At 70.4% G+C, this 23801-nt stretch carries 17 protein-coding genes and 1 pseudogene; 12 read left to right on the plus strand and 6 right to left on the minus strand.

Features of this window, described 5'->3' with window-relative positions; genetic code table 11:
- Positions 1–71: 71 nt before the first annotated feature.
- Together NYZ95_RS00110 and NYZ95_RS00115 are read right to left on the minus strand one after the other, a co-directional pair.
- On the minus strand, positions 72–569 hold the full coding sequence (locus NYZ95_RS00110; RefSeq protein WP_262847523.1) for a VanZ family protein: 498 nt from the start codon (positions 567–569) through the stop codon (positions 72–74).
- Positions 566–1066 (minus strand): M15 family metallopeptidase, encoded by a 501-nt coding sequence (locus NYZ95_RS00115; protein ID WP_262847525.1) that lies wholly within the window; start codon positions 1064–1066, stop codon positions 566–568. Before NYZ95_RS00115 ends, NYZ95_RS00110 begins: the two co-directional genes overlap by 4 nt.
- An 88-nt stretch (positions 1067–1154) precedes the next feature.
- Between NYZ95_RS00115 and NYZ95_RS00120 the strand changes: the two genes are divergently transcribed.
- The 8 genes from NYZ95_RS00120 (at position 1155) to NYZ95_RS00155 (ending at position 7306) form a co-directional block, all read left to right on the plus strand.
- Positions 1155–1838 (plus strand): response regulator transcription factor, encoded by a 684-nt coding sequence (locus tag NYZ95_RS00120; RefSeq protein WP_262847527.1) that lies wholly within the window; start codon positions 1155–1157, stop codon positions 1836–1838.
- Positions 1839–1848: 10 nt separating this feature from the next.
- On the plus strand, positions 1849–2925 hold the full coding sequence (locus NYZ95_RS00125) for a sensor histidine kinase (RefSeq protein WP_279307186.1): 1077 nt from the start codon (positions 1849–1851) through the stop codon (positions 2923–2925).
- Between the two features lie 269 nt (positions 2926–3194).
- A complete protein-coding gene (locus tag NYZ95_RS00130) occupies positions 3195–3548 on the plus strand; it encodes a PadR family transcriptional regulator (protein ID WP_308212205.1) in 354 nt (117 codons plus the stop codon).
- Position 3549: 1 nt separating this feature from the next.
- A complete protein-coding gene (locus NYZ95_RS00135; protein ID WP_262847531.1) occupies positions 3550–3930 on the plus strand; it encodes a DUF1048 domain-containing protein in 381 nt (126 codons plus the stop codon).
- On the plus strand, positions 3927–4703 hold the full coding sequence (locus NYZ95_RS00140) for an ABC transporter ATP-binding protein (RefSeq protein ID WP_262847533.1): 777 nt from the start codon (positions 3927–3929) through the stop codon (positions 4701–4703). The genes NYZ95_RS00135 and NYZ95_RS00140 overlap by 4 nt, the downstream gene beginning before the upstream one ends.
- On the plus strand, positions 4700–5473 hold the full coding sequence (locus NYZ95_RS00145) for an ABC transporter permease (RefSeq protein WP_262847535.1): 774 nt from the start codon (positions 4700–4702) through the stop codon (positions 5471–5473). Before NYZ95_RS00140 ends, NYZ95_RS00145 begins: the two co-directional genes overlap by 4 nt.
- A gap of 85 nt (positions 5474–5558) precedes the next feature.
- Positions 5559–6197 carry a LysE family translocator gene (locus NYZ95_RS00150; protein ID WP_262847537.1) on the plus strand — a complete coding sequence of 213 codons (639 nt, stop codon included), beginning with the start codon at positions 5559–5561 and terminating at the stop codon, positions 6195–6197.
- A 155-nt stretch (positions 6198–6352) separates the two neighbouring features.
- Positions 6353–7306, plus strand: a complete 954-nt coding sequence (locus NYZ95_RS00155; RefSeq protein WP_262847539.1) for a phosphatase PAP2 family protein — start codon at positions 6353–6355, stop codon at positions 7304–7306.
- Here NYZ95_RS00155 and NYZ95_RS00160 read toward each other — a convergent pair.
- Positions 7303–7707, minus strand: a complete 405-nt coding sequence (locus NYZ95_RS00160) for a DUF4446 family protein (protein ID WP_262847541.1) — start codon at positions 7705–7707, stop codon at positions 7303–7305. The genes NYZ95_RS00155 and NYZ95_RS00160 overlap by 4 nt on opposite strands.
- 37 nt (positions 7708–7744) lie before the next feature.
- On the opposite strand from NYZ95_RS00160, the gene NYZ95_RS00165 reads away from it, so the two are divergent.
- The gene (locus NYZ95_RS00165) at positions 7745–8950 is read left to right on the plus strand and encodes an arginine deiminase (RefSeq protein ID WP_262847543.1); all 1206 of its coding nucleotides are present in this window, start codon (positions 7745–7747) and stop codon (positions 8948–8950) included.
- 149 nt (positions 8951–9099) lie between these two features.
- Positions 9100–10635 (plus strand): MFS transporter, encoded by a 1536-nt coding sequence (locus NYZ95_RS00170; protein WP_504923536.1) that lies wholly within the window; start codon positions 9100–9102, stop codon positions 10633–10635.
- A gap of 14 nt (positions 10636–10649) precedes the next feature.
- Here NYZ95_RS00170 and ygiD read toward each other — a convergent pair.
- Positions 10650–11366, minus strand: a pseudogene (gene ygiD, locus NYZ95_RS00175) (4,5-DOPA-extradiol-dioxygenase); the annotation flags it as partial.
- A 57-nt stretch (positions 11367–11423) separates the two neighbouring features.
- On the opposite strand from ygiD, the gene NYZ95_RS00180 reads away from it, so the two are divergent.
- Positions 11424–12446 carry an LLM class flavin-dependent oxidoreductase gene (locus NYZ95_RS00180; protein ID WP_262847547.1) on the plus strand — a complete coding sequence of 341 codons (1023 nt, stop codon included), beginning with the start codon at positions 11424–11426 and terminating at the stop codon, positions 12444–12446.
- Between the two features lie 78 nt (positions 12447–12524).
- Here the strand turns inward: NYZ95_RS00180 and NYZ95_RS00185 are convergent, their stop codons facing one another.
- A complete protein-coding gene (locus NYZ95_RS00185) occupies positions 12525–13055 on the minus strand; it encodes a phosphatase PAP2 family protein (RefSeq protein ID WP_262847549.1) in 531 nt (176 codons plus the stop codon).
- A 140-nt stretch (positions 13056–13195) separates the two neighbouring features.
- On the minus strand, positions 13196–15031 hold the full coding sequence (locus tag NYZ95_RS00190; protein ID WP_262847551.1) for a phosphoenolpyruvate carboxykinase (GTP): 1836 nt from the start codon (positions 15029–15031) through the stop codon (positions 13196–13198).
- 373 nt (positions 15032–15404) lie between these two features.
- On the opposite strand from NYZ95_RS00190, the gene NYZ95_RS00195 reads away from it, so the two are divergent.
- The gene (locus NYZ95_RS00195) at positions 15405–23678 is read left to right on the plus strand and encodes a choice-of-anchor D domain-containing protein (protein WP_262847553.1); all 8274 of its coding nucleotides are present in this window, start codon (positions 15405–15407) and stop codon (positions 23676–23678) included.
- Positions 23679–23801 lie beyond the last annotated feature (123 nt).

Consider the following 23801-nt stretch of genomic DNA (forward strand, 5'->3'; position numbering starts at 1 on the left):
ATCTCGATACGGGCTCCGCTAGCGCTCCGCCCTACTCGATCAGCCGGGGGCTGGCGCTCCGCCCTACTCGATCAGCCAGGGTGGCGCCACCAGCGGCGGGAGGCGAGAGCGGCGAGGCCGGCGCCAGCGCTGTTGAGCAGGACGTCGTCGACGGAAGACACCCGCCCCATCGGGAGGACGTACTGGAGAGTCTCGATGACGAGCGAGCCGACAGCCGCCGCAGCAAGGACGCGCGGCACCGAGGCGAGCGCCGGGAACCGCAGGGGCGCGAAGAACCCGAAGGCCGCGAAGACCAGCAGGTTGCCGACGACCTGGTACGGCGGCATGCCGACGAGGTCCCGTAGGAGCGAGAAGTTCACCCCGTCCTTGCTGCCTGGTTCCATCGTGAGCCACACCCACGGTGCCGTCCCGTACACGATGCCGACCTCGGCCACCGCCGTACGCCATGCCGTCGCCTGCGCGAGACCTGCACGTAACCGCCCACGCGCCAGCACCCACGCGGCCAGTGCCGCAATCGGGAGCAAGGCCAGGACGACGAGGCCGACGGAGCCGTACCTGCCGGCGATCACCGCACCGTCCTCGGGTCCTGCGACGGATCGGCGTACGTGGGCGGGCAGCCCTCGGTGATCGCGTCGCTGCGTCGCTCGAAGTGCCACGGCTCGTTGTCGTAGACGCGGCACAACCCGTACGAGGCGCCGTGCTCGGCCAGCCATCGGGCCGCCGAGCGGGGAGCGACGTCGACCGCGTCGCCGGTCTCGTGGCTCGACGTGCCGGGGCGGGCGACCCAGCGCTGCGCCTCCGTGGTCGAGCCGTACGTCGTCACCGCGTCCTCGAAGAGCCGCTCTTGGTGCGAGGACGAGCGCCACCCACTTGTGATCTGCAGGGTGATCCCGTGATCGGCCAGATCCGATGCGGCTTCCTGCAGCGCGGCGGCGAGGTCGGGATCGAGGGTGCCGTCGGCCGTCGCGACGTCGCTGTCCGCCGCGCCGACGACGCACGCGGACAGGGCGGCCGCGGCCAGCGCGGCGCTGGCGGCCGTCCGTGCTCGTGAGGAGTGTCTGAACATGGGCCCGAGTCAACGGATGGCGGTGTTGCTGCCGCGTTCGCAGTTTTCGATACGCCGACGAAACGGGTCGGCTCCCTACCATCGGAGGATGCGCGTACTGGTCGTCGAGGACGAGCCGCTGCTGGCGGAGGCCATCCGCGACGGCCTGCGCCTCGAGGCGATCGCCGCGGACCTGGCCGGCGACGGCGACACCGCGCTCGAGCTGCTGAGCATCAACTCGTACGACATCGCCGTGCTCGACCGCGACATCCCCGGCCCACCCGGCGACGAGATTGCACGGCGGATCGTCGCCTCGGGGTCCGGCACGCCGATCCTGATGCTCACCGCCGCCGACCGGATCGACGACCTGGCTTCGGGCTTCGGGCTCGGCGCGGACGACTACCTCACCAAGCCCTTCGCGCTGCGCGAGCTCGTCCTGCGGCTGCGGGCGCTGGACCGTCGGCGCGCCCACCACCGTCCGCCCGTACGAGAGATCGCCGGGTTGCGGCTCGACCCGTTCCGCCGCGAGGTCTTCCGCGACGGCCGCTACATCGCCCTCACTCGCAAGCAGTTCGCGGTGCTCGAGGTGCTCGTCGCTGCGGAGGGCGGCGTGATCAGTGCCGAGGAGCTGCTCGAACGGGCGTGGGACGAGAACGCAGACCCGTTCACCAACGCCGTACGCATCACCGTCTCCGCCCTGCGCAAACGCCTCGGCGAGCCCCGCCTGATCGCGACGGTGCCGGGCGTCGGCTACCGGATCGACACGCCGTCGGACGGGGTCGACCGTGGATAGAGCGCCGGGGATGAGCGTGCGCCTCAAGCTCACCCTCAGCTACGCCGGCTTCCTCATGGCGGCTGGTGCGCTGCTGCTCGCCACCGTGTGGGTGTTCCTGCTGCGCTACGTGCCCGACCAGGCCAGGGGCGGGGTCGGCCCCGGCCCGTTCATGCCGAGTCGGTCGGACCTCCTGGACGCCTTCGCTCCCCGGGCCGCGCAGGCGCTGGCGTTCCTGCTCGTCTTGGGTCTGGTCGGGGGATGGTTCCTTGCGGGACGGATGCTGGCGCCGCTGAGCCGCATCACCCACGCGACCCGCCGTGCCGCGACCGGGTCGCTGTCACACCGGATCGAGCTGGAGGGCCGGCGCGACGAGTTCCGCGAGCTCGCCGACTCGTTCGACGCGATGCTCGCGCGGTTGGAGGCGCACGTCGACGAGCAGCGACGGTTCGCCGCCAACGCGTCCCACGAGCTCCGTACGCCGCTGGCGGTGACGCAGACGCTCCTCGACCTCGCCCGCAAGGACACGAGCCGCGACCCGGCCGAGCTCGTCGACCGTCTGTACGCGGTCAACGCCCGCGCCATCGACCTCACCGAGGCACTGCTCCTGCTCAGCCGTGCCGAGCAGGGCGCGTTCAGCCGAGAGCAGGTCGACCTGTCGCTGCTCGCCGAGGAGGTCGCGGAGACGCTGCTCCCGCTCGCGGAGCAGCGCGGTGTCACGCTCACGACGTCGGGTGACATCGCCACGACCAGCGGCTCGCCCTCGCTGCTGCTGCAGATGACGACGAACCTCGTGCACAACGCGATCGTCCACAACGTCGGCGACGACGGCAGCGTGTGGGTGGTGACGGGAGTCCGAGGCGCCGAGGTGCTCCTGACCGTGGAGAACACCGGTGCGACGCTCACGCCGCAGCTCGTCTCCACCCTCGTGGAGCCGTTCCGGCGGGGCACCGACCGGATCCACTCCGACCACTCCGGTGTCGGGCTGGGGTTGGCGATCGTGGACCACATCGTCCGTGCGCACGACGGCAGCCTGAGCCTTGCGCCTCGCCCGGGCGGTGGGCTCTGCGTGACGGTCCGGTTCACGGCGTCGACGGTGGTCGAGTAGGCCGAGCCGGTGGGCGAGGGCGGGATCTCGATACGGGGGCTCGGCTAGCGCCTCGCCCCCTACTCGATCAGCGGCAGTGGTGGGTGGTCGGGTAGGCCGAGCCGCTGGGCGAGGGCGTATCGAGACCGGGATCTCGATACGGGGGCTCGGCTAGCGCCTCGCCCCCTACTCGATCAGCCAGGTGGGCGGAAACCTCTTGCGTACGCGCTAGTCAGCGTTACTATGTACTGGTAGTCAGCAACGTTGAGTAGTTGGAAGGAGCGCGATCCGTGGGCAAGCAGATGACGGAGATGCTCAAGGGACTCCTGGAGGGCATCGTCCTCGCGATCCTGTCGCGGCGCCCCGCGTACGGATACGAGATCACCGCGTGGCTGCGTGAGGAGGGGTTCTCCGACATCGCGGAGGGCACCATCTACGCCCTGCTGGTCCGCATCGAGCAGCGCGGCCTCGTGGACGTCGAGAAGGTCCCGTCCGAGAAGGGCCCGCCGCGCAAGGTCTTCACGCTCAACGCCGAAGGGCAAGAGCGGCTCGACGAGTTCTGGAGCACGTGGAGCTTCCTGGCCGAGCGCATCGAACAGCTCCACCACGACACCGACAGCACGCACGAGAAGGAAGAGAACTGAGATGGCCGCGAAGTGGATCGAAGCCCTCACCGGGAGCCTCGAGCAGAAGAAGCAGTTCCGCCAGTACAGGGCCCGCATCGAGGCCCTGCCGGACCCGTACGACAAGACCGCCAAGGCCGTCGAGCGCTACCTCATGTACAGCTCGGGCATCACCGACGGCGAGACCATGGTGCGCATGTTCGGCGACCTCGCCGACCTGTGGGAGCGCGCGGCCGTCGACGAGACCCCGGTGAGCGCGGTCGTCGGCGACGACCCGGTCGAGTTCGCCGAGACGTTCGCCGCGGCGTACTCCGGCAAGCAGTGGATCGACAAGGAGCGCAAGCGCCTCCGCGAGGCGATCGACGAGGCGACCGCCGCCGAGCACACCGAGGAGGAGTCGTGACCAGCACCCGTACGTCCGCGGTCCGCGTCAGCGGCCTCGAGAAGTCCTTCGACGACCTGCACGTCCTGCGCGGCGTGGACCTGGAGGTGGCGCCGGGCAGCATCTTCGCCCTGCTCGGCTCCAACGGTGCAGGCAAGACCACGTTGGTCCGCATCCTGTCGACGCTGCTCAGGGCTGACGCGGGGTCGGCGTCGGTCGCCGGGTACGACGTCGCGACGCAGGCAGCCGACGTCCGCGCGTCGATCAGTCTGACCGGGCAGTTCGCCGCCGTCGACGAGCTGCTCAGTGGCCGAGAGAACCTCGTCCTGGTCGCGAACCTGCGCCACCTCAAAGACCCTGGCGCGATCGCCGACGACCTGCTGGCCCGGTTCTCGCTGACCGACGCCGGCAGCCGCAAGGCGTCGACGTACTCCGGCGGCATGCGCCGACGGCTCGACATCGCGATGAGCCTCATCGGCGACCCGCCGGTGATCTTCCTCGACGAGCCGACCACGGGTCTCGACCCGCAGGCGCGCCTGGAGGTCTGGGACGTCGTGAAGGAGCTCGCCGGTCAGGGAACGACCGTCCTGCTCACCACCCAGTACCTCGACGAGGCCGAGCAGCTCGCCGACCGGATCGCGATCCTCCACGAGGGTCGGATCATCGCCGACGGCACGCTCGCCGAGCTCAAGCAGCTCCTCCCGCCCGCCGAGATCGAGTACGTCGAGAAGCAGCCGACGCTGGAGGAGATCTTCCTCGCCGTGGTCGGCACCGAGAGCAAGGGATCACGATGACCGCCGCCACGCACTTCCTGCCCGACACCGCGACGCTGACCGGACGGTCGCTGCGCCACATCACCCGGAGCCCGGACACGCTCATCACCACCGTGATCACGCCGATCGCGATGATGCTGCTGTTCGTCTTCGTGTTCGGCGGAGCGATCGACACCGGCGCCACCACCGACTCGTACGTGAACTACCTGCTGCCCGGCATCTTGCTGATGACGATCGCCTCCGGCATCGCCTACACCGCGTACCGGCTCTTCACCGACCTGCAGACCGGGATCTTCGAGCGCTTCCAGTCGATGCCCATCGCCCGCTCGTCGGTGCTCTGGGCGCACGTGCTGACCTCCCTCGTCGCGAACCTGGTCTCGGTCGTGGTCGTGATCGGTGTCGCGTTCGCGATGGGGTTCCGTACGAGCGCGGGCGTGCTCGACTGGCTCGCCGTCTTCGGGATGCTCATGCTGTTCACGCTGGCGCTGACCTGGCTCGCGGTCATCCCCGGGCTGACCGCGAAGACGATCGACGGCGCGAGCGGCTTCTCGTACCCGCTGATCTTCCTGCCGTTCATCAGCTCGGCGTTCGTCCCGACCGACAGCATGCCCGGCCCGGTGCAGTGGTTCGCCGAGAACCAGCCGGTCACGCCGATCGTCAACTCGATCCGCGCGCTGTTCGCCGAGCAGCCCGTCGGCAACGACATCTGGATCGCCCTGGCCTGGTGCGTCGGCATCCTCGTCGTCGCGTACGGGTTCGCGATGGCGACCTACCGACGCAAGATCGCCTGAGGCCTGTCCACTAAAGGGGGTGCTGCGCGCTGGCCAGGCGTGGCACTCTCGGCACGAGGAGACCGACCGGATCCGGGGAGGACCCATGATCGACACCGCTGCCGCCGTCGGCATCGCCCTCGTCGCGCTCGGGATGGTGCTCACGCCCGGGCCGAACATGATCTACCTCGTCTCGCGCAGCATTAGCCAAGGTCCGGCGGCGGGCCTCGTCTCGCTCCTCGGCACGATGGTCGGCTTCGGCGTCTACATGGTGATGGCGAACGTCGGGCTCGCCGCGGTGTTCGTCGTCGTCCCGTGGCTGTACGTGGCGCTCAAGGTGGCCGGCGCCGCGTACCTCTTCTGGCTCGCCTGGAAGACGCTGCGGCCGGGGGGCCTGTCGGCCTTCGAGACGCGTGACCTGCCACGCGACTCGCACCGGCGGCTGTTCACGATGGGGCTGACGACCAACCTGCTCAACCCGAAGGCGGCGATCATGTACGTGTCGCTGATCCCGCAGTTCGTCGACCTCTCGCGCGGCGACGTGGTGCTGCAAGGGTTCGTGCTCGGCAGCATCCAGATCTCGGTGAGCGCGCTGGTCAACGCGACGCTGATCCTCGTCGCCGGCGGGATCGCCGCGTTCCTCGCCAGCCGTCCGTCGTGGATGGCGTGGCAGCGCCGGGTCAGCGGGAGCCTCCTCGGGCTGGTCGGCATGAAGCTCGCCGTCGACGCCCCGAAGCCCGCCTGAGCGGCGTGGTACGACGCGGGTGTCGCGGATTAATCGCGTCGCGTCTGACACCGCACCGTCCTACGGTGGGAGGACGTGCGCGAGACGTAGGGGGCGGTGTGGACGAGTCGACCCGCGATCCGTCGCGCGCCGATGGGTTGGCCCCGCCTGTCGCCATGAACGATCCGGCAACCTCGTGGCAGCGCCGCGCGACCGCGATGGTGGTCTTCGTCGGGGCGTTCGTGCTGTGGATGGTGTTCATCGGTCTGCCCACCGACGTGGTGCAGATCGTCGCCTGGCTGTGGGTGCTCACGATCGCCTGGAACTCCGGCGCAGGATGGAGCGCCCACCTCTCCTTCCTCAAGGACTGGTGGGGGCCGGTCGCGTTCCTGCTCGTCTACCTCTACAGCCGCGGCCTCGCGGACGAGCTCTTCCCGTTGCCGGTGCACGTCACCGAGCCGATCGTGTTCGACGAGTGGCTCGGCGGCGGCACCACGCCGACGCGTCACCTCCAGGACTGGCTCTGCGACCAGCCGTGCTCGTCCGCCTCCCCGCCGCACTGGTACGACGTGGTCTTCACGACCGTCTACTTCACGCACTTCGTCGCGGGTCTGACGCTCGCCGTGATCTTGTGGATGATGAGCCGCGGCGAGTGGGTGCGGTGGATGCGCCGTTATCTCGCGATCAGCTTCGGCGCCCTCGTGATCTACATCTTCTATCCGATGGCACCGCCGTGGATGGCCAGCCAGGACGGCTACCTCTCCGAGGAGGTCGCGCGCCTGACCGGGCGGGGGTGGTCGACGATGGGGCTCGGCGGCTTCCACCTCGCGCTCGCGAACGTCGGCAACCCGGTCGCCGCGATGCCGTCGCTGCACGCGGGTCTCGCCGCGCTGATCGCGTTCTACGGGGTGCAACGCCTCCGCTCGTCGTGGAGGTGGCTGCTCCTCGCGTACCCGCTGGTCATGTCGTTCGCGCTCGTCTACTACGCCGAGCACTACGTCATCGACATCATCGCCGGATTCGCGCTCGCCGGAGCGGTCCTGCTCGCGTGCGACGCCTGGGAGCGACGGCGAGGTCAGCGACCCCGGTACGCCGCGCGCGCGTCGCGCTCGGCCGAGCGGAGTCCCTAGCGGCGGGCTTCGGCCAGCGCCTGCTCCTCCTCCGGCGTCAGCGTCTGCTCGCTGGTCCACGCGGTGACGCTCTTGGCGTACGTACGGGTCTCGGTACGCCCGTGGATGGACGTGATGACGACGCCGGAGCCGGAGTCGTCGAGGAGGGCGAGCGACCACGAGAGGGCGCCGCCGGTGTCCCCGAACGCGTCGTACCGCACGACCGCCAGGTGCCGGAACGTGTGCGTCTGCGCGTCGGACAGCGCCGCCACCTCTCGGCGCAACGCAGCGGTGTCGCGGGGCAGGTGGTCGACGGTACGTCCGGGGCCGCGGCGCTTGCTGGTGCGCGACGCGGCCGTCGCCGAGACGAGGAACGCACCCGCGGCTGTGACGAGGGCGAGGATCGAGATCGCGAGAGCCACATCCCCACCCTAGGCGGCATGACCCTAGGGTGAGTGGATGGACAACGGTGTCATCTCCCCCGGAGTTGCCAGCGAGGTCGGACGGCTTCGTACGGTCATGCTCCACCGACCGGGGCCCGAGCTCAAGCGCCTCACTCCGCGCAACAACGACTCGCTCCTCTTCGACGGCCTGCCCTGGGTGGGCAAGGCGGTCGCGGAGCACGACGTCTTCGCGGCGGCACTCGCCGACCGCGGCGTCGAGGTCCTCTACCTGCGCGACCTGCTGGTCGAGACGCTCGAGAACTCTGCGGCGCACGCGACCGCGGTGTCGGACGTGACGAGCGACCTGCGGCTCGGCGACACGGTCTCCGACTACCTCGTCGCCGCGCTCTCGACGTACGACCCCGACGCGCTGGCCGAGGTGCTGACGGCAGGGCTGCGCAACGACGAGCTCGACGGCGTACGGAGCGTGGTGACGACGCTGCTGCAGCCCGACGACTTCCTCATCGACCCGCTCCCGAACCTCCTCTTCACCCGCGACTCGTCGGTGTGGCTGCGCGACGAGGTGGCGCTCACGAGCTTCGCGATGCCGGCGCGCGAGCGCGAGTCGCACCTGACGCAGCTCGTGTACGAGCACCACCCGCGGTTCTCGCACGTGCCGCGCGTCCACGGTCCGCACCTCGAGCACCTCGAGGGTGGTGACGTCCTGGTGCTCGGCGACGGGGTCATCGCGGTCGGTGTCGGCGAGCGTACGACGCCCGCGGGGCTCGAGCGGATCGCGCGGCAGTGCTTCGCGCACGACCTGGCGACCACGGTGCTGGCGGTCCCCATCGCGCAGGACCGCGCGACGATGCACCTCGACACCGTCGTGACGATGGTCGACGTCGACGCCGTGGTCATGTATCCGGCGGTCGCCGACACGCTTCAGGCGTACACCGTCACCGACGGGCACGGCTCCGACCTCGCCATCGACGGCCCGGCGCCGTTCCTCGAGGCCGCCGCGAAGGCGCTCCAGATCGATCGGATCCGCGTCATCGACACCGGTCTCGACGCGGTCACCGCCGAGCGCGAGCAGTGGGACGACGGCAACAACACGCTCGCGATCGCGCCGCGGCTCGCCGTGGCGTACGAGCGCAACGTCGAGACGAACGCGCGTCTGGAGGCGGCCGGCATCGAGGTCATCCGGATCCCGGGCTCGGAGCTCGGCACCGGTCGTGGCGGCCCGCGCTGCATGTCCTGCCCCATCGCCCGCGACCCTGTCTAGGCCCGGCTCCCGTCCCGTCCCCGATTCGGGCACTTCTCCACCGTTTCGGCGCCGCATCCGGTGGCAAACCGCCCGAATCGCGGACGGGGCGGAATGAACGCGACACCCCGTGTGGTTAGTTGCTGTGCGGAACTACGACAGGGGGCCTGGTGATCAGGACAGCACGACGGACGCACTACCGGGTCACGCTCGCCGTGCTGAGCGTCGGAGTCGCGTCGTTCGCGCTCGTCCAGTCGCTGACCATCCCGGTCCTCCCGCGCATCCAGGAAGAGCTCGGCACGACCCCGTCGACGGTGACCTGGGTCGTGACCGCGTACCTCGTCTCGGCCTCCATCTTCACGCCGCTCGCCGGCCGCCTCGGTGACGCGACCGGGAAGGAACGCGTGCTCGTGTACGCCCTCGGGCTGCTCGCCCTCGGGTCCGTCGTCGCGGCCGTCGCGCCGAACGTGGCCGTCATGATCGCCGCGCGCGTGATCCAGGGGATCGGCGGCGGCGTTCTGCCGTTGGCCTTCGGCATCATCCGCGACGAGTTCCCCGAGCCCAAGATCGCCGGCGCGATCAGCTTCGTGTCGGCGCTGATGGGCGCGGGTGGCGGGTTCGGGACGGTCGTCGCGGGACCGCTCGTCGACTCCCTCGGCTACGCGTGGCTGTTCTGGCTGCCGGCGCTGGTGACCGGTGCGGCGGCGGTCGCCGCGTGGCTGCTCGTTCCCGAGTCACCCGTACGGACGCCGGGCCGCATCCCGTTGGCGCCGACGCTTCTCTTCGCCGGCTGGCTGACCGCTCTCCTCATCGGCATCAGCGAAGGCTCGCGGGCCGGGTGGGCCTCGCCGCTCGTGCTCGGACTCCTCGCAGCGGCGCTCGTGCTGTGCGTCGGGTGGGTGCAGGTCGAGCGTCGCGTCCGGGTCCCGTTCATCGACCTGCGGATGATGCGGCTGCCCGCCGTGTGGACCGCGAACCTCGTCGCGTTCCTCGTCGGCGTCGGCATGTATGCCTCGTTCGCGTTCACGCCACGGCTGCTGCAGACCGACCCGAGCGTCGCCGGGTACGGGTTCGGCGCGACGATCACAGAGTCCGGTCTGCTGATGCTGCCGTCGGCGCTCGGGACGTTTGTCATGGGGTTCGTGTCGGCCCCGCTCACGCGCATCCGTGGCGCCAAGCCGGTCGTGGTCGTCGGCTGCCTGATCAGCGCGGTCGGCCTCGGCTCGATGGGTCTCGTCCACCACGCCCCGTGGCAAACCGCGGTCGCGAGCGGCCTCTTCGGGATCGGGCTCGGCGCCACCTTCGCCTGCCTCGCCAGCCTGGTCGTCGCCGCGGTGCCGCCGGAGCAGACGGGTGTCGCCACCGGGATGAACGCCAACATCCGGACGATCGGCGGCGCCGTCGGCTCCGCCGTCATGGCCACGATCGTGACCGGCCACCTCGGACGGGGCGGGGAGCCCAAGGAGTCCGCGTACGTCGGGGGGTTCCTGTTCCTCGGCGCTGCCCTGCTCGTCGCGGCTCTCGTGGCGCTCGCGATCCCGAAGGCCACGTCGCGCGCCCGCGAGGACGGCGGCGAGCGTCAGATGTTGGAGCCGTCGGGCGGCGCGACCGGCGTCGCGGGATCGGAGCCGGCGGTGCCGTCGCCGGTGGCCGGGCGGTCCAGGTCGAGCGTGAAGGCCGTCATCGACAGGGACCCGTACGTGTAGCCGTCGATCAGCACGTCCGCTCCCCGGCCCGAGTCGTCCGCCATCCCTGCGAGGTAGAGCAGCGGCAGGAAGTGGTCCGGCGTCGGGACGGCGGCGCGGTAGTCCGTGTGCGCGTCGAGCGTCGGGATGTTCGTCGGCTCCGCGGCCATCAGCTCCTTGGCCGACTCGTTGAAGCGGTGCGCCCAGTCGTACCCCTCCTCCGCGAGCCCCCAGTCCATGCCGCGGAGGTTGTGGACGACGTTGCCGCTGCCGAGGACGAGGACGCCGTCGGCGCGCAGCGCGTTGAGCTTCTTGCCGAGGTCGAGGTGGTAGTCGAGGCCCTTGTCGGCGTTGATGCTCAGCTGCACGACCGGGATGTCCGCATCGGGAAAGACGTGGGCGAGCACCGACCAGGTGCCGTGGTCGATGCCCCACGAGTCCTTGTCCTCGCCGCACCACGTCGGGTGCACGGCGTCGGCGACCTCCTCGTACAGCTCGGGCATCCCGGGCGCCGGGTACTGCACGTCGAACAGCTCTTGAGGGAACCCGTAGAAGTCGTGGATCGTCCGCGGCGTACGCATCGCGGTGACCGCGGTGGCGTTGATGTACCAGTGCGCCGACACGACGAGGATCGCGCGCGGCTTCGGCAGCGACTCACCGAGCGCCCGCCAGGCCTCGGTGTAGCGGTTGCGCTCGAGGGCGTTCATCGGGTTGCCGTGGCCGATGAACGCGGCCGGCATCAGATCGGGCATCCCTCATTGTGACCGCCCGCCGGAATACTGGCCCGCCGCGACGCGCTCCCCAGTGGTGTGAAGAACGTCGGCTTTCTGTCCTTCGGCCACTGGCAGGCCGTCCCCGGTTCGCAGGTCCGTACGGCGCAGGACGCGCTGCTGCAGTCCATCGAGCTCGCCGTCGAGGTGGAGAAGCTCGGGCTCGACGGAGCATACGTACGGGTGCACCACTTCGCCCGGCAGCTCGCTTCGCCGTTCCCGCTGCTGGCCGCCATCGCGGCACGGACGTCGCGGATCGAGATCGGCACCGGCGTGATCGACATGCGGTACGAGAACCCGTTCGCGATGGCGGAGCAGGCGGCGGCCGCCGACCTGATCAGCGCCGGGCGGCTCCAGCTCGGTGTCAGCCGCGGGTCACCGGAAAACGCGCAGCGCGGCTACGAGTCGTTCGGGTTCGTCCCGCCCGAGGGCAAGACGGACGCAGACATGGCGCGGACGCACAACGAGCTGTTCCTCGCCGCGATCGAGGGCGCCGGCGTGGCGCTCTCCGACCCGAAGATGACGGGCCAGCAGGTGCCGCTCGCGATCCAGCCGCAGTCGCCCGGGCTCCGCGAGCGCATCTGGTGGGGTTCGGGCACACGCGCGACGGCGGAGTGGACCGCGAAGCAGCAGATGAACCTCATGTCCTCCACGCTGCTGACCGAGGACACCGGCGTGGCGTTCGACCAGCTGCAGGCCGAACAGATCGCGCGCTTCCGCGAGGCGTGGGCCGAGGAGGGCTGGGAGCGCGAACCGCGCGTCTCGGTGAGTCGCAGCATCGTCCCGCTGCTCGACGACACCGACCGCGCGTACTTCGGCGAGCGCTCCGACGCCGACCAGGTCGGCATGATCGACGGCCTCGTCGCGCGGTTCGGGAAGTCGTACGTCGGTGAGCCGGCCGCGCTCGCCGAGGAGCTCGCCGCCGACGCCGCCGTACGGGCCGCCGACACGCTGCTGATCACGGTGCCGAACATGCTCGGCGTCGCGTACAACGTCGAGCACCTCGCCGCGCTGACCGAGGAGGTCCTGCCCGCCATCGGCTGGGCGCCGCGCACGGACTGAGCGACGAAGCCACGGTTTCTGGGTCGAAGCCACGCGTACAAGGCGCGCTTGGTCCCAGAAACCGTGGCTTCGTGGGGCCTACGGCACGCGGCGGCGTACGAGGAGGGCCGCGGTCGCGGGAGCGAGCAGCCGCGCGATCGCGACGGTGACGACGACCCCGAGCGCGGTCCCCGCCGCGACGTCCGCGAGATCGTGCACGCCGATCACGACGCGCCCGAGCGCGACCACGGCGGCGACCGGCACCGCGTACCGCCACCAACGCGGCAGCACCAGCGCCACCGCCGTCGCGAGCGCGGCGGCGATCGTCGCGTGGTTGCTCGGCCACGCCCAGTCACCCGGCGCCGGGCAGGCGGCGAGCGCCTCGACGGTGCGGCACGGGCGCTCGTCGCGGACGACCAGCTTGAGCAGCTCGCTCGCGCCGTACGAGAGGACGACGCCGACACCTGCGGCGATCCCGACGGCGAGCGGCCGCGGGCCACGCCCGTACGAGGCGGCCGCGAGGAGCAGCGCGAGAACGACGAGACCGGCGTCGGGCAGGAGCGCGACCGCGGGCGGGAGAGCGGTGCCGGCTTCGGCGATCAACCGTGACAGAGGGTCGGAGATGAGCACTCCGCGACCGTACGACGGTGGGCGCCGTCAACCGTCAGCCTCGAGTCGGGACCTGGCGAGGGCGCGTCCGACCACGGTCGTACGCAGACAGCACGACGCCCCGCCGGCTGCGTGAGCGGCGGGGCGTCGGTGCGGGGGTCTCAGGCCTCCAGGCGAGCCTTCAGGCCGTCGAGCTCGGTCCAGAGAACGGCCGGCAGCTTGTCGCCGAACTTCTCGAACCACTCGTTGATCTGCGGGATCTCGGCCTTCCACTCGTCGACGTCGACGGCGAGCGCCTTGGCCATCTGCTCGTCGCTGACGTCCAGGCCGTCGGTGTCGAGGGCACCCGGCGCGGGCACGAGGCCGATCGGCGTCTCGACGGCGTCGACCTTGCCCTCGATGCGCTCGACGACGTACTTGAGCACGCGGCTGTTCTCACCGAAGCCCGGCCACAGGAACGAGCCGTCCTCGTCGCGGCGGAACCAGTTGACGTAGAAGATCTTCGGGAACTTCGACTCGTCGTTGTTCTTCGCCATCGAGATCCAGTGGCTGAAGTAGTCACCGGCGTCGTAGCCGATGAACGGCAGCATCGCCATCGGGTCACGACGGACGACACCGACCGCACCGGTCGCCGCGGCCGTGGTCTCCGACGAGAGCGTGGCGCCCATGAAGGTGCCATGCGTCCAGTCGCGGGCCTCGGTGACAAGCGGGATCGTCGTCTTGCGACGGCCGCCGAAGAGGATCGCGTCGATCGGGACACCGTTGGGGTCGTCGTACTCCGGCGCGAGGATCGGGCACTGACGGATCGGGGTGCAGAAGCGGCTGTTGGGGTGCGAGGAGAGCTCCCCGGACTCCGGCGTCCAGTCGCGGCCCTTCCAGTCGGTGAGGTGCGCGGGCGTCTCGTCGGTCATGCCCTCCCACCACACGTCACCGTCGTCGGTGAGCGCGACGTTGGTGAACACCGAGTTGCCCTTGGCGATGGTGCGCATCGCATTGGCGTTGGTGTCCCAGCCGGTGCCCGGCGCGACGCCGAACAGGCCGAACTCCGGGTTGACCGCGTACAGACGGCCGTCGGCGCCGACGCGCATCCACGCGATGTCGTCGCCGAGGGTCTCGACCTTCCAGCCCTCGATCGTGGGCTCGACCATCGCGAGGTTGGTCTTGCCGCACGCGCTCGGGAAGGCGGCCGCGATGTACTTGACCTCGTTCTCGGGCGAGGTCAGCTTGAGGATCAGCATGTGCTCGGCGAGCCAGCCCTCGTCGCGGCCCATCACCGAGGCGATGCGGAGCGAGTAGCACTTCTTGCCGAGCAGCGCGTTGCCGCCGTAGCCGGACCCGTACGACCAGATCATGCGCTCCTCGGGGAACTGCACGATGTACTTGGTGTCGTTGCACGGCCACGGCACGTCCGCCTGGCCGGGCTCGAGCGGGGCGCCGACGGAGTGCAGCGCGGGCACGTACGAGGCGTTGGTGGCCTCGATCTTGTCGAGGACCTCGCGGCCGACGCGCGCCATCACGGTCATCGACGCCACGACGTACGCGGAGTCGGTGATCTCGACGCCGAACATCGGGTGCGCCGAGTCGAGGTGCCCCATGACGAACGGGATGACGTACATGGTGCGGCCGCGCATCGACCCGTCGTACAGCTCGGTCATGAGGGCCTTCATGTCCGCGGGCGCCATCCAGTTGTTGGTGGGGCCTGCGTCCGCCTCGTCGACGCTGCAGATGAAGGTGCGGTCCTCGACGCGGGCGACGTCGGTGGGATCGGAGGCGCACCAGAAGGAGTTGGGCTTCTTGGTCTCGTCGAGGCGCACGAAGGTGCCGGCTTCGACGAGCTCGTCGGTGAGGCGGGTCCACTCGTCGGCGGTCCCCTCGATCCAGGTGATCGAGTCGGGCTTGGTCAGCGCGGCAACCTCATCGACCCACGCCTGGAGCTCGGCATGCGTCGAGCGGTACGTGGTCGTGAGGGGGTCGCCGGTGGTGATGTCTGCGGCCATGGTGTGTGTTGTCCTTCTCGCATCGCGATTCAAGCGTGTTGATCGCACTGTCCGCGTCATCCTGTGACCGGCCAGCTGATGTGGATAGGTGGTCTCGGCGCACGTGGTCTCAGCCGTTCGACCGGTCCGAATCGCGTGCGCCGTGCTGTCAATGTATGCCCCGTCGAGAGGTTTGTTACTCGGGGGTCGCGTTAGTGAACTACATCACATACCCGCTCTGACCTGCGCTTTTAAGTTGATCGGCCCGACAAAACTCCCGACGACCGGCCGAATTGGGGCAGTAGCCCAAATGTAAGGTTTCTAGATTTTCCGGACACCGCCCGGAAGGCGTTTCTAGGGTTTCTTCATTTCCTCGGCCCTCCCGGAGCAGCCCATGAACACGGTCGTTCAGCCCCGCCGTCCCCTCGCCGCCGTCCTCGCTCTCGCTCTCGTCGCCGCGCTGCTCGCTCTCGCACCGGGCCTCAGTGATCCCGCCTCCGCCGCTCCGAGCGCGAGCAAGTGCGCCAAGTCCGGCCGCTGGCTCGCGCAGTACTACAAGGGCACCTCCTTCAAGGGCAAGCCGGTCGTCACGCGCTGCGAGAAGCGCGTCGCCGCCACGTACCCGGCCAAGCGCAAGCCGTTCTCCGTGCGCTGGACGACGACCCGCAAGGTGAAGGGCTCGTACGAGCTACGGGCGCGCGCCACCGCCAAGGCGGTGCTGCGCATCGACGGGCGTACGGTCGCCACCTCGACCAAGGGCCGGTACGCCGCGGGTGTGCGCAAGCTGCGCAAGGGCATGCACACCTTCGAGGTCCGGTACGTGAAGAAGTCCGGCGCCGGCGCCGTCCGCGCCGAGTACGTCAAGGCCCCCGACCGGACGGCACCGCCCAAGCCGACCGGCTTACGCGCGGTCGCCGGTGACCGTGCCGTCGCGCTCAGCTGGAAGGCGTCCTACGCGCTCGACCTGCGTGGCTACCGGATCTACCGGGACGGTCGCCTCGTCCGCGAGGTCACGACCCCGCGCTACACCGTCACCGGGCTGACCAACGGGACCACCTCCTCGTACGCGGTCGTGGCGGTCGACCACCGCCGCAACGCCTCGCGCCCGAGCGCGGCCGTCCGTGCGACGCCGCGCGACAAGGTCGCTCCCAAGACCCCGAGCGGGCTCGTCGCCGACGCCGGTGACGGCAAGGTCACGCTGACCTGGAAGAAGAACACCGAGGCCGACCTCGCCGGTTACGTCCTTCGCCGCACCGGCGGCGGCGACGGCCCGAAGACCTGGAACCTCGCCAAGACCGCGACCACGGCCACCGACGGCACCGCCGTCAACGGGACCGCGTACGTCTACTCCCTCGTCGCCCGCGACACCTCGGGCAACTCCTCCTCGCCGGCCCTGGTCGCGGCCACCCCGCTGGACAAGAGCGCACCCGCGACGCCGAAGGGGCTGGAGGCGGCCCCCGGTGACGGCGAGGTGACGCTGACCTGGACCGCGAACACCGAGCCCGACCTCGACGGGTACGTGATCACGCGGACCCGCGCCGACGGCACCGGGATCGCGATCGAGATCACCGCAGGTGCAGGCGTCACCACCGTGACCGACACCAGCGCCGAGAACGGCATCGACTACCTGTACGTGATCCGCGCCCGCGACAAGGCCGGGAACGAGTCGGCCCCGTCGAACGCGGTGCCGGCCACCCCCGTCTCCGACCCGCCGGACGACACGACGCCGCCGGCCGTGCCGACCGGCCTCGCGGCCACCGCGGGAGACGGTGAGGTCGCCTTGACCTGGACCGCCAACGGCGAGGACGACCTCGACGGCTACACCGTGTTCCGCAAGACCGGCGCCGGCACGTACGTCGCGATCGCCACGCTCGGCGCGGGTGCGACCGGCTACACCGACGACGACGTCGAGAACGACACGCTCTACACGTACGCGCTGTCGGCCTTCGACGAGAGCGGCAACGACTCGCCGCTGTCGGCAGGCGTCGACGCGGCCCCGACGGACATGACGGCTCCGGCCGCGCCGACGGGCCTCGCCGCGACCGCTGCCGACGGCCAGGTCGCGCTGACCTGGACGGCGGGCCCCGAGGTCGACCTCGCGGGCTACCGCGTGTACCGGGCGACGACCGCTGACGTCCCGACCACCGGCGACGGCATCGGCGGCCCGGGCCTCCTGCCGACGGCGAGCTTCACCGACGAGGACGTCACCAACGGCACGACCTACTTCTACGTCGTGGTCGCCGTGGACGGCCACGGCAACCGGTCTCCTGCCTCGGCCAGCGCGTCGGCGACGCCGCTCGACGCGACGCCTCCCGCTGCGCCGACCGGGCTGAAGGCCACCGCGAGCGAAGGCCAGGTCGCGCTCGACTGGGCGGACAACGCGGAGGCCGACCTCGACCACTACGCGGTCTACCGGACCGTGGTCGGAGCGGCCGCACCGCTCGCCGACGACCCGCCGATCGCCGCGGTCGAGGCCTCGGAGTACGTCGACACGACCGTCGCGCCCGGCACCGCGTACGCGTACTGGGTGGTCGCCGTCGACAAGACGGGCAACGCCTCGGCCGCGTCGGAGACCGTCGAGGTCACCACACCCGAGCCCGAGCCGGAGCCGGTCCACGAGAAGTTCGTGTTCCAGCCCGCGTCCGGGCCCGGCGTCGCCGGCTACACCAAGCACACCGGCACCCCGTGGACCGACGCCGCGGGCAACGGCTTCGTCCGCGAGGACAGCCTGAGCGTCGCCACGCACGTGCCGCTGGACATGACGACCAACACGCGGTTCCGTACGCGGACCGCGCCGGTGACCGCGCTGCAGAACAGCCTCATCCACCTCCAGTACGGCACGTCGACCCCGCCGCTGCAGGGCGGGCAGAACACGGTCTCGGGCGCGTTCGAGCTCGCGGTGCCCGACGGCTGGTACGCCGTGAAGGTCTCCGTCGGCGACCAGAGCGGTGGCGCGAACGGCTACGACAGCACGCACACCGTCAACGTCGAGGGCGTCAAGGCGATCGACGCGTTCAAGGGCACCACCGCCAAGGAGTACGAGACGGCGACGAAGACGGTCGAGGTCACCGACGGCCGGCTCACGATCGACGCCGTCGGCGGCACGAACACCAAGCTCAACTACGTCGAGGTCGACAGCACCGACGAGCCGGAGCCGCCGGGCGACGTCGACGAGAAGTACGTCTTCACCACGACCGCCGACAACGCCGTCCCCGCCGGCTGGACCAAGAACGACGGCTCGGCCTGGACCGACGCGGCGGGCATCGGCTGGGTCACGCAGGCGAGCCTCGCGACCGCCACGCACGTTCCGCTCGACCTCACGAAGAACACCCGCGTCCGCACCCGTACGGCTCCGGTGACGGCGCTGCAGAACAGGCTCATCCACCTGCAGTACGGCGACATCGCCAACGCCAACCCGAACAACGGCACCCTCACGGCGGGGGCGTTCGAGCGGGCGGTGCCCGACGGCTGGTACGAGGTCAGCGTCAGCGTCGGTGACCAGCCGGGCGGCACCGGGTACGACAGCCTGCACACCATCCGCGCCGAGGGCGTCACCGTCGTCGGCGGCTTCCAGGCGTCGGCCGCGAAGGAGTACGAGACGGGCACCAGCGTCGTCCACGTGACCGACGGCCGCCTCACGGTCGACGCGATCGGCGGCACCAACACCAAGATGAACCACCTGTCGATCGTCAGCACCGACGCGCCGTCCGAGCCGGACGTGCACCGTGCGGTGCGCTTCGCCGACGAGGCCAGCGCGCCGCCGACCGGCTACCTGAAGGACTTCGGCCAGGCGTACGGCGTCCGGACCGGCGCCGACCAGGGCACCGGGCTGGCGTACGGGTGGATGCGCCTCGGCACGGTCGAGCCGCTGAGCATCGTCGGCAACGGACGCAACCGCCTCGACGGCGCTGCCGGCGGCGCACCCGTCGGGACCCCGGTGCTGCGTGCCGGCCTGATCCACATGCAGCTGCCGGAGAACGCGTCGCAGGGTGTGAAGATCCCGGCGTACTGGGAGATGGAGGTGCCGAACGGCGCGTACCGCGTCGAGGTCTCGGTCGGTGACGCCGGCACGGCGACCGACTCCGTCCACTGGCTCAACGTCGAGGACCAGAACGCGGTCGCCGCGTACGTCCCCACCGGCGCGGCCGGGTCGCCGACGAAGCACGCCACGGCCGCCCGTACGGTCAACGTGACCGACGGCAGGCTGACGGTCTCGCCGAGCGGGGGCACCAACACCAAGATCAACTGGGTGACGGTCGACAGCGTCGCCGGTGCGTCGCTGCGGCCCTCGGTGCGCACGTCGACGCCGGCCAACCTCGCCACCGGCTTCTCGCCCACGGGCAGCGTCGTGAACGACCTCAACCTGGTCGGCAGCGGCGTTGCCCCGGGCTCGCTGAGCGGCGCCAGCGTCACGCTGACCAAGGTGTCGGACGGCACCACGGTCGACGCCAACGTCATCACCAGCGGTGGCGCCGACGTCATCAACCTCTCGCCCAAGCAGGCGCTCGAGGCGAACACGCTCTACCGCTACACCGTCACCGACGCCGTCAAGGACGTCGCCGGGCACGCGTTCCTGCCGTACTCGAGCGTGTTCACCACCGGCGAGACCACCGGGGGCGGCGGACCGGTCGCGTTCGACAAGTCCGACTCGGGCGCGCCCGCGGCGACCGGCGCGGAGATGGGCTACTCGAGCATCACCAAGGGCCCCGACGGCCGGATGTACGCCGCGACGCTGGCGGGTGACCTCTACCGCTTCGACATCGCGGCGGACGGCAAGCTCACCAACCGGTTCAAGATCACCACCGTCCGCGACTACTCCAACAGCGCAGCCAGCGGCGACACGTACGTCAAGGGGACCCGTACGGTCATCGGGCTCGCGTTCGACCCGGCCTCGACCCCGACGAACCCGATCCTCTGGATCACCGACAACGCCCCGTACGTCGGCCAGAACAACGTGCCCGACCTCAGCGGTCGCCTCGCGAAGCTGACCGGGCCCAACCTCGGCACCTACACCGCCGTGCTGACGGGCCTGCCACGCTCGATCAAGGACCACGAGGCGAACTCGGTCGCGTTCGGACCCGACGGCGCCGTCTACTTCAACGTCGGCGCGAACAACGCCATGGGCGGGGCCGACGGGACGTGGGGCAACCGCGAGGAGCACCCGCTGTCGGCGGCCACGCTGCGCGTCGACCCGACGAAGCTGCCGGCCCAGCTGCCGCTGGACGTGCGGCCGGAGGCGTACGACCCGTTCGCCGCGAACGCGCCGGTGACGGTCTACGGCAGCGGCATCCGCAACGCGTACGACCTCGTCTGGCACAGCAACGGCAGCCTGTACGTGCCGACGAACGGCTCGGCCGCCGGCGGCAACGTCCCGGCCGTCCCGACGACGCTGCCTTCGCACTGCGCCAAGCGCCCCGACGGGGGTTACAGCGGGCCGACCGGCATCGCGGGCATCACCAACAACCCGAACGCGGAGACCGACTACGTCTTCCGCGTCCGCCAGGGGAAGTACTACGGCCACCCGAACCCGAGCCGCTGCGAGTACATCCTCAACAACGGCAACCCGACCGCCGGCACCGATCCGTTCGAGACTGCCCGCTACCCCGTGGGGACGGCAGCGGACCCGAACTACGACCTGGCCGGCGTGTTCGACGCGGGCCAGCACGCGAGCGCCAACGGCGTCATCGAGTACAAGAGCAACGCCTTCGGAGGAGCGCTCCGCGGCAAGCTGCTCTACGTCCGCTACAGCCAGGGCCAGGACATCGTGACGTTCGACGTCGCGGCCAACGGCACGCTGTCGAACCGCAAGGTCGGCACCACCGGCCTGACCGGCTTCAACCAGCCGCTCGACGTGACCGAGGACCCGGCCAACGGCAACCTGTACGTCACGCAGCTCGGCAACGGGACGATCTCGCTCGTCAAGCCGCGCGGCGGTGTCGGCGGTCCCGGGGCGGACGTCACGCCGCGAGTGGTGCTCAGCGGGCCGGTGAACGCGACGTCCCCGGCGGCGTCGGCGACCGTCACCAACACCGGGACGGACACGCTGACGATCCCGGCCGGTGGGCTGACGTTCGCCGGGACCGACGCGGCGATGTTCGCGACGACCACACCCAACGCGGCGCCGATCACGGTCGCGCCCGGCGCGTCCGCGCAGATCGCGGTCACCTTCCGTCCCACGTCGGTCGGCGTGAAGGCGGCGACGCTGCAGGTCGCGACGTCCGCCGGCCCGCGTACGGTCGCGCTGCGCGGTCTGGCGGCGGCCGGGCTCGGTGGCGCCAACGAGCCGTCGCTGCAGCGCATCATGGACACGCTGCAGATCCCTATCAACGTCGGCGACCCCGACCCGGCGAACGCGTCGATGCCCGCGACGCAGGGGCCGATCGGTGACGAGATCGCGGCGCAGCGCTTCCAGAAGGCCGCCTTCGACGCGCCGATCAGCATCACGCCGCTGGCGGCGTACGGGCCGCAGAACAACGACCCGGCGGTGCACGTCGGCTGGTACGAGGCGGGCAAGCCGAACGCGCTCCACCCGCAGTTCTCGATCAAGGCGGCCGAGGCGCAGGGGCTGATGCTCAACCCCACCGGCTCGACGACGAACATCGACCCGGGTGAGGAGACGGTCTTCGGGTTCTACTCCGAGTGGCCGTACTTCGGCGGCCGCAAGGCGTACACCGAGGACGCCCTCAACACCTGGGACGCGACCTACCCGCACCACATCCGCGTCTACCCGTACAAGAACGCCGACGGCTCGGTCGAGCCCAACGCGTACGTGGTGGCGACCGAGGAGGTGCCGGGCTCGCCCTTCGACAGCCAGGACATCGTGCTGCTCGTCCGCAACGTCAAGCCGTACGTGCCGTCGGAGGTCGAGGGTGCCGTGCTCAAGGCGGTGAACCCCGACCCCGTCCCGTTCGCCGACCAGATCGCGTTCAACCGGCTGCAGACGACGGCCGACGGCAACCAGAAGATGGCCGACACCGGCACGGTGCAGATCACCAACCCTGGGACCGCCGCGTTCCAGGTGACCGGGCTGCCGATCACGGGTCAGTTCGAGCTGGTGAACCCGCCGGCGCTGCCGTTCACCGTGGCGCCGGGGACGACCCGCGACCTCACGGTGAAGTTCGTCGCCCAGTCGACGAAGGTCCACAACGGCACCCTCACGGTCCAGTCGAACGCGGCGACCAACCCGCAGCAGGTCATCCAGCTCGGCGGCCTCTGGCAGTCGCAGAGCGAGGGCGGGCAGGAACCGAACCTCTCGCAGATCGCGAAGGCGTTCGGGATCGGCAGCAACATCCCGAACGGGTTCACGAGCAAGGGCGAGTTCGCGCCGATCGGCGACGAGGTCCTCTCGCCGTACTGGTCGCGCGTCGACACCACCAAGCCGGTGACGGTGCGCCAGCTCGCGGGGTTCCACACCTATCCCAACGGTGCGTCGCTGCGCTGGCAGAACAAGACGGGGTCCCTGACGACGCTGTTCGGGATGGGAGGCCAGTACGCGCAGTCGCTCCTGCCGCGGGTCACCAACAACGTGGGCGCCGGGCCGGCCGCGGGGTCGTTCACGCCCGGTGCGAGCTTCGGATTCGCCGTCGACGGCGAGCACGGCGACCACACCAAGAACAACGCGCAGGTCGACATCGACAACGGCTGCGTCGCACCGTGCGGGCAGCACGTGCGTCTCTGGCCGGTCAAGGACCGCGACGGCACGCTCGTCCCCGGGTCGTACCTGCTCTCGATGGACTACGCGGGGATCAACTACGACTACCAGGACAACGTCTACCTGGTGACCAACCTCCGTCCCGAGGTCATCACCACGCCGCAGGTCGTCGCCACCCCGGGCAACAACACGGTGACGCTCTCGTGGGGCCGCAACCCGTACGACGTGGGTGTCGGCTACCGGGTGTGGCGCGGGACGACTCCGGGCTTCGCGGTGAACGACGCGTCGCTGATCAGCGGACCGACGTCGAGCGACCCGATCACGGCGACGACGTTCACCGACACGACGGCAGTGAACGGCACGACGTACTACTACGTGGTGCGCGCCGTCTACAAGGGCCTCGGCAACTCCGGTGACGGCACCGCGACGGCGACCCCGACGGCCGCCGCGCAGGAGGTGGACGTCAAGGTCGACTTCGGCAACGAGGCGGCGCCGCTCGCGACGGGGTACCTGAAGGACTACGGGCAGGCGTTCGGCGCGCGGACGCGATCCGACCAGGGCACGGGCCTGACGTACGGGTGGCTCGGGGAGACGACGCTCCAGCCGCTCAACCTGTCGGTCGGCGGGACGACCGGGCCTGGCAACGGGCGCTGGCGTCAGTCGACGCAGCCGGACCTGCGCCTCGACACGTTCATGCACATGCAGGCCGACGACGTGCCGAACTTCAACGGCACGCCCCAGGCCGGCCGGTGGGAGATCGCGGTGCCCAACGGGTCGTACGACGTCACCGTCGCCGTCGGCGACCCGAACGTGAACTCCGACCCGGAGATCCACACGCTCAACGTCGAGGGCACGCGGGCGATCGACGCGTTCGTCCCGAGCGGCGGCGCCGGCAGCGCGACACGGCACAAGACCGCGACCGTCGAGGTCACCGTGGAGGACGGGCGGCTCACGGTCGATGCGCTCGGCGGGACCAACACCAAGATCGGCTACGTCGACATCTCCACCGCCAACTAGCTCGCCCGCTCGCGAGAGACTTTCGCACCGCTCGCGAGAGACCCCGGGTGTCTGGGGTCTCTCGCGATCTACGCGGCACCCTCTCGCGAGCGGAAGGGCCCGCACCCCGAACGGGGGTGCGGG

The organism is Mumia quercus, assembly GCF_025506335.1.
Classification (GTDB): domain Bacteria; phylum Actinomycetota; class Actinomycetes; order Propionibacteriales; family Nocardioidaceae; genus Mumia; species Mumia quercus.